At 38.7% G+C, this 11,500-nt stretch carries 11 protein-coding genes; 8 read left to right on the forward strand and 3 right to left on the reverse strand.

Annotation, left to right across the window (positions count from 1 at the left end; translation table 11 throughout):
* Positions 1–340: 340 nt before the first annotated feature.
* Positions 341–679 carry a metallophosphoesterase family protein gene (locus B091_RS12175; protein ID WP_018110019.1) on the forward strand — a complete coding sequence of 113 codons (339 nt, stop codon included), beginning with the start codon at positions 341–343 and terminating at the stop codon, positions 677–679.
* Between the two features lie 180 nt (positions 680–859).
* On the opposite strand, the gene B091_RS0110860 is transcribed toward B091_RS12175, so the two are convergent.
* Positions 860–1,648 (reverse strand): formate/nitrite transporter family protein, encoded by a 789-nt coding sequence (locus B091_RS0110860; RefSeq protein ID WP_018110020.1) that lies wholly within the window; start codon positions 1,646–1,648, stop codon positions 860–862.
* A gap of 252 nt (positions 1,649–1,900) precedes the next feature.
* Here B091_RS0110860 and B091_RS0110865 point away from each other — a divergent pair, with 252 nt between their 5' ends.
* The 4 genes from B091_RS0110865 to B091_RS0110880 all read left to right on the forward strand — a co-directional run bounded on the left by B091_RS0110865 (position 1,901) and on the right by B091_RS0110880 (position 5,215).
* Complete coding sequence (locus B091_RS0110865) at positions 1,901–2,689, forward strand: patatin-like phospholipase family protein (protein ID WP_018110021.1); 789 nt, start codon at positions 1,901–1,903, stop codon at positions 2,687–2,689.
* Positions 2,690–2,708: 19 nt separating this feature from the next.
* Complete coding sequence (locus B091_RS0110870; protein WP_018110022.1) at positions 2,709–4,412, forward strand: alpha-amylase family protein; 1,704 nt, start codon at positions 2,709–2,711, stop codon at positions 4,410–4,412.
* 80 nt (positions 4,413–4,492) lie between these two features.
* Entirely contained in the window at positions 4,493–4,924 is a 432-nt protein-coding gene (locus B091_RS0110875; RefSeq protein ID WP_018110023.1) for a GYF domain-containing protein, read from the forward strand.
* Positions 4,925–4,936: 12 nt separating this feature from the next.
* Complete coding sequence (locus B091_RS0110880) at positions 4,937–5,215, forward strand: CD225/dispanin family protein (protein WP_018110024.1); 279 nt, start codon at positions 4,937–4,939, stop codon at positions 5,213–5,215.
* 79 nt (positions 5,216–5,294) lie between these two features.
* On the opposite strand, the gene B091_RS0110885 is transcribed toward B091_RS0110880, so the two are convergent.
* Together B091_RS0110885 and B091_RS0110890 are read right to left on the reverse strand one after the other, a co-directional pair.
* The gene (locus tag B091_RS0110885) at positions 5,295–7,310 is read right to left on the reverse strand and encodes an alpha amylase C-terminal domain-containing protein (protein WP_018110025.1); all 2,016 of its coding nucleotides are present in this window, start codon (positions 7,308–7,310) and stop codon (positions 5,295–5,297) included.
* Between the two features lie 12 nt (positions 7,311–7,322).
* On the reverse strand, positions 7,323–7,982 hold the full coding sequence (locus B091_RS0110890; RefSeq protein ID WP_018110026.1) for a DUF2461 domain-containing protein: 660 nt from the start codon (positions 7,980–7,982) through the stop codon (positions 7,323–7,325).
* A 70-nt stretch (positions 7,983–8,052) separates the two neighbouring features.
* On the opposite strand from B091_RS0110890, the gene B091_RS0110895 reads away from it, so the two are divergent.
* The 3 genes from B091_RS0110895 to gpmA all read left to right on the forward strand — a co-directional run bounded on the left by B091_RS0110895 (position 8,053) and on the right by gpmA (position 11,308).
* A complete protein-coding gene (locus B091_RS0110895) occupies positions 8,053–9,747 on the forward strand; it encodes a B12-binding domain-containing radical SAM protein (RefSeq protein WP_018110027.1) in 1,695 nt (564 codons plus the stop codon).
* A gap of 138 nt (positions 9,748–9,885) precedes the next feature.
* Positions 9,886–10,533, forward strand: coding sequence for a YceI family protein (locus B091_RS0110900; RefSeq protein ID WP_018110028.1), 648 nt, complete (start codon positions 9,886–9,888; stop codon positions 10,531–10,533).
* 28 nt (positions 10,534–10,561) lie between these two features.
* Positions 10,562–11,308, forward strand: a complete 747-nt coding sequence (gene gpmA / locus B091_RS0110905) for a 2,3-diphosphoglycerate-dependent phosphoglycerate mutase (RefSeq protein WP_018110029.1) — start codon at positions 10,562–10,564, stop codon at positions 11,306–11,308.
* Positions 11,309–11,500 lie beyond the last annotated feature (192 nt).

The following is an 11,500-nucleotide window of genomic DNA, read 5'->3' on the forward strand; positions in this document are numbered from 1 at the left end:
AACTGTTTTTTGTCTTTCCAAACTACATATTTACAGGCATTACGGATTTGATGCACGATACAAATCTGTGTCTTAGATTCAGGGAAAACCGTACGTGCTAGTCACTAAAATTAAGACAATTAATATTAATGTCGTAATATTTAATAGTCTTAATCTCCATTATTTTAATTCTGCTTATTTTCAGCATAATTGAAATTACTATATAATTCACTTATGTCATCTAATATTTATTAAGACTTCCTCTCCTCCTCCTAAAAACACTTACCTTTATCATAGCTTCAGTCAAGGCCCAATCTGTTTTGTTGTTTTAGACACAGGAGAAGACAAACCTGACTCAGATATGGAGTATTTTGGTTTGGGAGACTTCGATAGCTACCGTAATAAGCAAGTAAAATGGCTTGCTGAAACACTAGAATCTGAAGCATATCGCACCGCTAAATTCAAAGTAATTATAGGACATATTCCACCAGCTCCAAATAAAGATATCTGGCACGGTGCCCAAGAAGTTTTCGAGAAATTTATACCACTTCTAAACAAAGCAAATGCCGATATAATGCTCAGTGGACACCTACACAAGTATTTAAATGTTTCGGATGCCGACCAAATCAATTTCCCTGTAATTATCAACTCGAATAACACGGTTATTGAGGTTATAGATAAGATAACTATTAAGCATTAAGACACCACCTAAGGTCGCAATCTAGAGCGACTAGGTGCTTTACAAATTACGACTTACTCGCTACAACCAAACGAGTAGGTCGTTTTTATTTCACACAAGCCTAAAAACTAAAATCCCCTCGAGCTTTAAAGTTAAGGCTCGAGGGGATTTTAGTTTTATTCTAATAAATCTTACTTAAGATTAATCTTCGTGTAAAAAGAGGTACCAATAAACCCCACCTACAAGCAAGGCTCCACCCAAGAAGTTACCCAGAGTCGAAGGAATTAGATTCTGAACAATGAAGCTACCCCATGTAATGTCTGCTCCGGTATAGATAGCTGTTGGGATAAAATACATATTAGCAATCGAGTGTTCGTAGCCTAGTGTCACGAAAAGCATCACAGGAATCCAAATGCCAATGCATTTACCGATTATATCCTTGCTTGCATAACCCAAGAACATACCCAAACAAACTAGCCAGTTGGCTCCAACACCCTTAATAAAGACCGACCAAAAACTTTGATCTACTTTAGCTCCAGCATATTGATGAAGATAACCGACCCAAGGTTCCGTTTGAAGCAAGCCTGTTTGCTGAGTCATAAAAAAGGCGATGATTTGAGTGCCAAAGAAATTGAACACATACGACAAGACTAAATACTTAAGAAAGGTTCTGGCACTGATTTTGCGTTGTAGCTGAGCTAGTGTAAATGCAGCACAATCACTCGTAAAGAGGTCTGCACCGGAAATAGAAACGATAATCAACCCAATAGGGAATAACGCTCCAGCAACAAACTTAACTAGCCCTGGGTTTTCTGCTCCCACACCAGGCATACCACCAGCCACTAAGACAGATAATAGGCCACCAAAGGCAATAAAAGCCCCGCCTAGAACAGCCAGTAAACAGAACTTAACGACAGGTTTACTCATTTTAGCCTGCACAGAAGCGGCAAAATTTAATGTAATCTCTTTAGGATTATAATAGTTGGTCATAATTGTAAAGTAAATAACGCTACAAAGATACAGAAATATTGTATATATATAAATTCTTAAAAATATTATAAACTAAAGCTCAAATGACAAGAACAAGTCAGCCAAAAATCAACAAATAAGCTAACATAAGTGTTAGCAAAGAATATTTATTACATATAATGTAAAAAGCAGACTATTATAAGGCATCAACTCAGTTTTTAACTAACTTCGTAATAGTCTACAAAACAAGATTACAATTAAGAAATATACCGAATGCTTAGCGAGAAAAAATACGAGATTGGATATGCGCTCAGTGGTGGCTTTATCAAAGGATTCGCCCACCTTGGAGCAATGCAGGCCCTACTAGAACACGACATTAAACCAGACATTATTTCAGGTGTAAGTGCTGGTGCATTGGCGGGGGTTTTTTATGCCGATGGAAATGAACCCTATAAGGTACTCGATTTCTTTTCGGGGCACACATTTAGAGACCTAACGAAATTTATTATCCCTCGGATGGGCTTATTTGATTTAAGAGATTTTATTGATTTTATCAAGTCAAACCTAAAGGCCAAAAACATTGAAGACTTGCAAATTCCGTTCATGATTACAGCAACCGACTTAGACAAAGGAAAATCTGTTGTATTCACCGAAGGGGAGCTAGCCATACGCATTGCTGCATCATGTTGCATGCCCGTAATGTTTGCTCCTGTATTGATAGACGATACACATTATGTTGATGGTGGATTATTTATGAACTTACCAGTGTCAACGCTCAGACACCAATGCGAGAAGGTTATTGCCATCAATGTGAGCCCACTTATAGCCAAAGAGTATAAAAAGAATATACTCTCAATCGCACTGCGTTCTTATAACTTTATGTTTCAGGCCAATGCCATACCCGAACGCAAAAAAGCAGATTTACTCATCGAGCCCTACAACCTCGACGACTATAATAATAGAGAGCTCGACAAAGCCAAAGAGATTTTTATTCATGGCTACGACACAGCTAAAGACCTTTTGGCAAACCGAATGACTGAGTTTGGCAAAATTTGGAGATAGCACTTAATAAATTAATTTTATGACATCAGATGAGAAGATAATTATCTATCAAGTGCTGCCGCGCTTGTTTGGTAACAAAAACAATAAACTAACACCCAACGGTGATCTTGAGCAAAATGGTTGTGGCAAACTGAATGATTTTACCGATCATGCACTAAAGCAAATAACAAAACTAGGAGCCAACTATATTTGGTATACAGGTGTCATAGAACATGCAACCCAAACAGATTTTAGCGACCAAGGTATCGCCAAAGATCACCCTGCAGTAGTTAAAGGCAAAGCGGGTTCTCCCTATGCTATCAAAGATTATTATGACATTGCACCAGCACTCGCCACAAAGGTTAACGCTCGAATGAAAGAGTTTGAAGCCTTAGTCAAGCGTAGTCATAAAAATGGACTGCGAGTTTTAATCGACTTCGTCCCCAACCATGTGGCTCGTGAGTATCAGTCGGACAAACAGCCTTCGGGAACAGAACAACTTGGAGAAACGGATGATATTAACCAAAGCTTCAGCCCGAATAATAACTTCTATTATATACCAAATACGGAGTTTAGACCACATTTCGACCTATTCAACCCCGAACTAGGAACTTACAAAGAGTTTCCTGCGAAGGCTACAGGTAACGATCAGTTTACAGCCTCACCCAATAAAAACGATTGGTATGAGACTGTAAAGCTAAATTATGGTGTCGATTATCTTAATAATCGTAGTTCGCATTTTAATCCCACCCCAAGTACTTGGTTCAAGATGCTAGACATCTTGCTGTTTTGGGCCAGTAAAGGTATTGATGGATTCCGATGCGATATGGTAGAGATGGTTCCTGTTGCCTTTTGGAATTGGGTAATACCTAAGGTTAAAGAGCAGTATCCTGAACTTCTCTTTATTGCCGAGGCCTATGCTCCTTCTCAATATTGGACCTATCTAAATGAGGGGAAATTCGACTATCTATACGATAAGGTTGGACTGTACGACACGCTTAAAGGAATTGTTCAAGAGCATATCCCTGCATCCAACATTACTTACTGTTGGCAAAACTTACACGGCTTGGAAAGTAGAATGTTATTTTTCTTAGAAAACCACGACGAACAACGGATTGCATCACCCTATTTTGCACTCGACCCCATCAAGGCTTTGCCTGCAATGGTGGTTACAGCTTGCCTGAATACCAATCCCATTATGATTTATAACGGACAAGAGTTTGGTGAGAAAGGGATGGATCAAGAAGGGTTTAGCGGACTTGATGGACGCACCACCATTTTTGATTATTGGTCGATGGATACCGTACGCCGATGGAATAACCGAGGAAAGTTCGACCTCGCCAATATGACCACTGAAGAGAAGTTTCTTCACGCTTATTACACAAAGCTTCTGGGAATAGCTAAAGATGAGAAGGCGATAAATTCGGGGCTCTTTTTTGACCTGATGTATATCAACCCCATGAGTTCGTTTTTCAACCCAGCCAAACAATATGCTTTTCTGAGGAAATACGAGCAGGAGTTGCTCATTATTCTTGTCAATTTTGATAGTCATTCTGCAACCTTAGAAATCAATATTCCTCAACATGCCTTTGAATATCTAAACTTTAAACCCCGACATAACGTTAGTGCAATAGACCTACTCACAAGTCAACGTGAGGATATTAGTTTGAGTACAGATAACAGATTGAAAACAAAGATTGAGGCTTATGGTAGTAAAATATTAAGAATAGAACTGAAAGACTAAGTATCAACTATTTTATAGGACAAAAGTTTGTCAAGTTTAAGTATTTTGTTGTTTCTTTATAAAAAGAAATTGCCCTAAGTATGGATGAAAAATATTATATCGCAATTAATGAGAACGAACGTAAAGGACCTTACTCCATTGAAGAGCTAAGATTACTCATTACGCCCGAAACCTTGGTGTGGCATAAGAACCTACCCACATGGCAGTCGGCTAAAGATATTTCTGAGCTAAAATCCATTCTAAATATTCATCAAGATGAAGAGACAACAACTAGTTTGGATTTTAATCCACCTCAATCGTGGATTCTTTCAGCCTTACTTACTTTTTTCCTTTTTTCAACAGTACTGGGAGCAATTGCTATTTATTTTGCAGCTAAAGTTGACGATGCCTACCTTAAAGGAGAACAGAATTTATCTAAGAAGTATGCCCGACTAGCACGACAATTTGTATTTATTGGCATACCTGTAGGAATAATTATTCGTACTATAATTATTAGAATTTACTTTTCTTAAAAATTGAGACCAATGACCAGCGAGAATAAACAATACAGAAAAACTTGGCTCGAAGAGTCTGTTTTAATGAGCTTAATACTTCCTCCTTTCGGACTTGCTGCCCTATTTTATGCAGCAAAGGTTACGCCTCTCTCAATTGGAGGAAATAAGGAAGCTAGTGAGTTTTATGCACGCAAAGCTAAACGCTACGTAAAGATTGGCTTCTTTACTTTTATCTCTTTAATTACACTAGCCTTGTTTTTACTAGCCATTACTTATCTGTGGCTAAAGATTGTGATGCCAACATCATAAACATAAGCAAGTCTCCTAACTAGGAGTATGACATAAAAAAAGCGTGATATAGCTCCTAGGCTGTATCACGCTTTTTATTTTATTTAAACCACTTGAGAATGAGTGCTGATCGAGCTGGTAAATAAAGCTTTAACCACTCTTTCTTCTCTTTCTTGTAAAGAGGATCTCCTTGGGTAAAATGCTCTATGCTGTCATCAACAAAACCAAACCCTCCAAAAGCCTTTGTATCAGTATTCAATTGTACTGCATACTTACCTGGTTTAACCAGTAACCCGTAATCAGTAAACGACGAAGTAGGACTAAAGTTGAAAACAAATAGCAATCCATTTCGCTCAAAGGCGAGTACTTGGTCGGCATCGTCATGCCAAATCTGATTAATCTTGAAGTCTTGAAAGTTCGGATACGAACGTACAAGCTGAAGCATAGCCTCATTGAAATCGGACAGATAATGGTAATTCAAGTTTTCGTTATCGGCTAAACTCCACTGACGACGGGCATACTTATGCGACCAACCGTTACCCTCTCTAGGAAAGTCAACCCACTCAGGATGCCCAAACTCATTACCCATAAAGTTGAGGAAACCTCCGTTAATTGTCGAGAGGGTTAGCAGGTTTATCATCTTGTGAAGAGCTATTCCACGACGTACTTTGTCTGTTTCGTCACCTTTCTGCATATGCCAATACATATCCGAGTCTATCAGACGGAATATTATCGTTTTATCGCCTACTAAGGCTTGGTCATGACTCTCTGAATACGATATAGTTCGCTCATCTGCTCGCCTATTGGTCACCTCCCAAAACATGCTAGAGGGCTTCCACTCTTCGTCTTTGAGCTCTTTGATGGTCTTTATCCAGTAATCGGGGATGTTCATTGCCATCCTATAGTTAAAGCCATATCCACCTTCAGCAAAAGTCAAAGCAAGCCCTGGCATACCTGATACCTCTTCGGCAATGGTAATAGCATCCGGATTAACTTGATGGATTAGTTGATTGGCTAGGGTTAGATAAGTAATCGCATTATCGTCTTGATTACCGTTATAATAGTCATCGTAGTTTGTAAAAGCCTCTCCTAAGCCGTGGTCTAGATAAAGCATAGAGGTAACACCATCAAAACGAAAGCCGTCGAACTTAAACTCTTCAAGCCAATATTTACAGTTTGATAGTAAGAAATGTACGACCTCATTCTTGCCGTAATCAAAACAGAGCGAATCCCAAAGCTTATGTACTCTTCTGTCACCAGGGTAGAAGAATTGATTGAGGTCACCAGCAAAATTGCCCAAACCCTCAAGTTCGTTCTTCACAGCATGTGAGTGAACTAAGTCGATAATGACAGCAACGCCCATGCCGTGAGCTGTATCAATCAACTCCTTAAGTTCGTCAGGAGTACCAAAACGAGAAGATGGAGCAAATAAACTCGATACGTGATAACCAAAGCTACCATAGTAAGGATGCTCTTGAATGGCCATAACTTGCAAGCAATTATAACCTTGAGCTACAACACGAGGTAAGACATTATCTTGAAATTCACGATAGGTACCCACAACTTCACCTTCTTGAGCCATACCAATATGGCACTCGTAAATCAGTAATGGATCGGTATGGGGTTTGAATTGCGTATGCTTAAAAGCATATGGTTTAGTGGGTGCCCATACTTGGGCTGAAAAGATATGTGTAGATTCATCTTGAACTACTCGAGTAGTCCATGCAGGAATACGATCGCCTGAGCCACCTTCCCAATGTACTCTAAGTTTATAGATGTCGCCATGGGCCAAGAACTCTCTACCAAGATGCAATTCCCATATTCCATAATCGAGCTTCTTCATTTTAAACTCTTCACGCTCTAACCAATAAGTAAAAGGGCCAACTAGATAAATCGCAGTAGCATTTGGAGCCCATTCTCGCAATACCCAGCCCTCACCTTCCTGGTGAAGCCCAAAATACATATATCCTGAAGCAAAATCACTAAGAGTCTTATCGCTCGACCCTAATAGCTCTTTTTGTTTCTCTATTACGGCTTGGTGTCGGCCATCAATGGCGTCTGCATAAGGTTCAAGCCAAGGATCATTTTGAATGATGGGTAAATTTTGTTTTTTCATAGTTTGATTTATCTAGTAGCCGAGTGCCGTATTTATAAAATCGCCATAACGTTTGGCTTGTTCAAAGACTAGCCCAATCTCATCGAGTGCTGTAGGTTCTAATACAAAGTCATCAGATATGGGATACGAACAAATATACTCCTTACATTTCAGGTAATCAATGTATTCGTAATCTTTAGAAAATCCCTTAGGGGCAGATTTAAGGAAATCCTCACCTACCGTAGAGAAGTATTTCTTAAATTCTGGGTCTTCGACGATATCGATATATTCGTCAATACGCTCAGAGATGCTTTCACGAATTAAGGTCAATTGTTTTGTCGGTAAGCCAATACTTCCACCACCAAGCAAACTATTGCCTGGCTCTAGATGGATATAATAGCCAAAACCATCCGACTTACGACCCTTAGGATTGATATAGGCACCCATATGTGTTTTATAGGGCAATTTATTATTGGAGAACCGAACATCCCGATAGATTCTGAACACGCAGTCTTTGACTTCAACAGGCATTACCGTCGGATCAAAAACAGCTATTCGATTAATAATTTGTTGGGTATATGCTTCGAAAATGGCACGCACTTCATCATAAGCTTTCTTATGATCGTTAAACCACTCTCTATTATTATTTTGTTTTAGCTCTCGCAAGAAGCTATAGATTCTTTCTAATTCCATATATCGCAGTATTGGTTTTTTAGCTTCTACTAAAATAGTCTATTTAGCTTTAAATATATATTTTTGCATCATGAAAATTGTTCTAACAACGCTAAACGCAAAGTTCATTCATACCTCTTTAGCACTACGCTGGCTCTATGTAGCCAATAAAGATAAATTCAACATCTCTTTTACCGAGTTTGTAATAAAAGAAGATATAGATTCGGTAACAGAACAACTCCTTGCCAAGCAAGCAGATGTTATCGGGATTAGTGTCTCGATATGGAACGTCAAGCAAAGTAAGACTTTGATTGAGAAGCTTAAGCTCGCCAAACCTGAACTCATCATCTTTATTGGTGGGCCTGAGGTAATGTACGAACCCGAATTCTTCATTGAGAACTGGGATATCGACTATGTTATCAGTGGCGAAGGAGAGTTTGTTACAGGCGAGTTACTCCAGGCACTAGAACAAGGCCAACGAGAGGTTGATATACCGGGTGTCTCATACAAAGGCCATATCAATAGAACAATTGTTCAAGCTGACATTGAGAAGCTAATCGAACTCGATTCTCCTTATCAGCTACCCGAAGATAGAGACTCACTAAAGCACCGTGTGGTTTACTTCGAAACGTCTAGAGGCTGCCCTTATCAATGCAAGTACTGTCTGTCTTCTCTTGAGAAAGGTGTTCGTTACTTCCCAAAACAACATATCGACGAGAACTTAGCTTATTTCATTAATAGCCCCGCTAAGCTGATTAAGTTTTTGGATCGTACTTTCAACTTAAATAAGAACCATACGCACCATGTGTTTAGTTATCTAATTGAACACCATAGACCTAATTTAAGTTGTCAGTTTGAGATTTATGCAGATCTGCTTAAAGACGAAAATATAGAGTACCTCAATACCAAGTTACCCAAAGATTATTTCCGCTTTGAGATTGGTATCCAGTCGACTTACGAACCGACAAATAAAGAGATTAACCGTCTTCAAGATTTTGAACTATTGGCTGGTAATATTAGAAAGCTGATGGACGGAGGCAAAATTGATTTGCACCTAGACCTCATTGCTGGTCTACCCTTTGAGACTTTCGAGCGCTTTATAAAATCATTTAACGATGTGTTTGCTCTAGGTGCCAAAGAGGTACAACTTGGTTTCTTGAAGATGCTGCGAGGCACCTCACTACGGAACAATGCGAGCAAGTATGGTTATAGCTTCCAAGAAGAAGCACCTTATGAAATCTATTATAATGACGATATATCAGCTGCCGAAATTGAACGTATCCACTGTGCCGAAGAGGCTCTAGATCGTTATTGGAACAGCGGACGATTCCAACGCTCTATGAGCTATCTCATGGATGGGCCATTCAAAGGAGCTTATTTCCAGTTCTTCGAAGCCATGCATTCCTATTATACTGAAGCTGGTCTTCCTCGTTTTGGCTATCAATTAGAAGACCTTTTCAGGCTGCTATACGAATTTACCCTAGCACGTGGGATTGATATTTTCGAGCTACTTAGAGCCGACTATTATGACAATTATACGCTACGCCCACACGGATTTTGGGAGGAAAAGACCTGCAAGAAGCAGAAGAAGGCTTGGTTACAAGAGATTCTGCACAACCAAGGGTTTTTAGAAGCTAATAAGCTAACCAAAGACCAGATAGAGAAGTACGCCACACTAGATTTGGTTTCGGATGATGCCAATACACTTCTAGTAACACTGTTCAATAGGCGCAAAACAAAGCTTGAAGCACATCCAACCCTACACTACACACTAAATCAAGAGTAATAAGGAAGATAAACTATAGAATAGAACAGAGCCACTTGCATGTATTATGACAAGTGGCTCTTTATTTTATAGAGTAAATAGCAACAAAAAGAACGCTATTTTGTTAATATAGATAGAATTAAATAAACATTTATAATTATGAAGATTAAATACTTACTATTATCCGTACTTGCTTTAGGATTAGCTTCTTGTGGTGGAGCCAATAAGAAAAACAAAGTTGAAACTAAAGATGCTAAAGAAGTAGCAACCGAAACTAAACATAACCTAACAGTAGACGCATCTACCTCTGTAATTAACTGGATTGGTTACAAGATTGGAGGAGATCATGCAGGAACGATTAAGCTCGAATCGGGTAATATATCAATTGATGGAGATAAAATCTTATCAGGATCATTTACGATAAACATGAATTCAATCCAAAACACAGATATGGATGAAGGCAAGATGAGAGATCAACTTGTAGCACATCTTAAGAGTGAGGATTTCTTCGATGTGAGCAAATACCCAACTGCTACCTTTGATATTACTAGTGCTAATAAACTAGATAGTAATAACTATATGATCGAAGGTAACTTGAAGATGAAAGATGTTACCAAGAACATTAGCTTTGAAGTACAAATTACTAAGAATGAAAAGGGTGTTTATACAGCTGTATCTAATGTCTTTGTAATCAACCGTACAGAGTGGAATGTTAACTACGGTTCTAAGAACGTATTTAAAGACCTTAAAGATGCGGTTATCAAAGATGATGTAGAGATCAAATTGGCTATTAGCGCACACGAATAATTAAGATATTAACGAATACCATTCGGATATGAAAAAAATAGTATTGCTACGTCACGGACAAAGTACATGGAATCAAGAAAATAGATTTACAGGATGGACAGATGTAGATTTATCTGACACCGGCAAAGACGAAGCCGTTAGAGCTGGACGTCTGCTTAAAGATGCAGGTTTCAAATTCGATAAAGCCTATACTTCCTATCTCAAAAGAGCTATCAAAACCCTTAATATAACACTTGACACACTCAATCAAGAGTGGATTCCTGTGGAAAAGAGTTGGCGCTTAAATGAGAAACACTACGGTGCACTTCAAGGTTTGAACAAGGCCGAAACAGCCGAAAAATACGGTGACGAACAGGTACATGTCTGGAGAAGAAGTTACGATGTTGCACCCGATGCATTGGATGTAAAAGATGAAAGAAGTCCATTCTTAGATCCTAGATACAAAAATGTTCCTGCTGCCTACCTGCCACTTACGGAGTCTTTAAAAGAGACTATTGAGCGCATTATGCCCTATTGGGAGTGTGAAATTTATCCTTCACTCAAGACTTCTAATGAGATACTTGTAGCAGCACACGGAAACAGTTTAAGAGGTATAATCAAACATCTTAAAGGGATTTCGGACGAAGATATATCAGAGTTAAATCTCCCTACTGCAATTCCATATGTATTTGAGTTTGATGAAAATCTAAACCTCGTAAAAGACTATTTCTTAGGCGACCCTGAAGAGATTAAAAAGCTTATGGCTGCAGTAGCCAATCAGGGAAAAAGCAAATAGGTTTCTCTTATTCTATTTATTGATTATCAGCAAAAAGGCTATTATATGAACCAGTTCATATAATAGCCTTTTTTACTTGGGGGATAACTATAGATAGTTGACACCCTCTCATAAAGTGTGTAAGTTAAAATGATGGGCTTGGGTAACAACTTTACCTGAGCCGTTGTTTTATAATAAAAAACTTAGACATGT

This window comes from Bacteroides propionicifaciens DSM 19291 = JCM 14649 (assembly GCF_000375405.1).
GTDB lineage: Bacteria > Bacteroidota > Bacteroidia > Bacteroidales > Bacteroidaceae > Bacteroides_E > Bacteroides_E propionicifaciens.

Excerpts from the sequence above, each read along its gene's own strand:
- B091_RS0110875 (WP_018110023.1), top strand. The coding sequence starts at position 4,493 with ATGGATGAAAAATATTATATCGCAATTAATGAGAACGAACGTAAAGGA.
- B091_RS0110895 (WP_018110027.1), top strand. The coding sequence starts at position 8,053 with ATGAAAATTGTTCTAACAACGCTAAACGCAAAGTTCATTCATACCTCT.
- B091_RS0110885 (WP_018110025.1), bottom strand. The coding sequence starts at position 7,310 with ATGAAAAAACAAAATTTACCCATCATTCAAAATGATCCTTGGCTTGAA.
- gpmA (WP_018110029.1), top strand. The coding sequence starts at position 10,562 with ATGAAAAAAATAGTATTGCTACGTCACGGACAAAGTACATGGAATCAA.
- B091_RS0110880 (WP_018110024.1), top strand. The coding sequence starts at position 4,937 with ATGACCAGCGAGAATAAACAATACAGAAAAACTTGGCTCGAAGAGTCT.
- B091_RS0110890 (WP_018110026.1), bottom strand. The coding sequence starts at position 7,982 with ATGGAATTAGAAAGAATCTATAGCTTCTTGCGAGAGCTAAAACAAAAT.
- B091_RS0110870 (WP_018110022.1), top strand. The coding sequence starts at position 2,709 with ATGACATCAGATGAGAAGATAATTATCTATCAAGTGCTGCCGCGCTTG.
- B091_RS0110865 (WP_018110021.1), top strand. The coding sequence starts at position 1,901 with ATGCTTAGCGAGAAAAAATACGAGATTGGATATGCGCTCAGTGGTGGC.
- B091_RS12175 (WP_018110019.1), top strand. The coding sequence starts at position 341 with ATGGAGTATTTTGGTTTGGGAGACTTCGATAGCTACCGTAATAAGCAA.
- B091_RS0110900 (WP_018110028.1), top strand. The coding sequence starts at position 9,886 with ATGAAGATTAAATACTTACTATTATCCGTACTTGCTTTAGGATTAGCT.
- B091_RS0110860 (WP_018110020.1), bottom strand. The coding sequence starts at position 1,648 with ATGACCAACTATTATAATCCTAAAGAGATTACATTAAATTTTGCCGCT.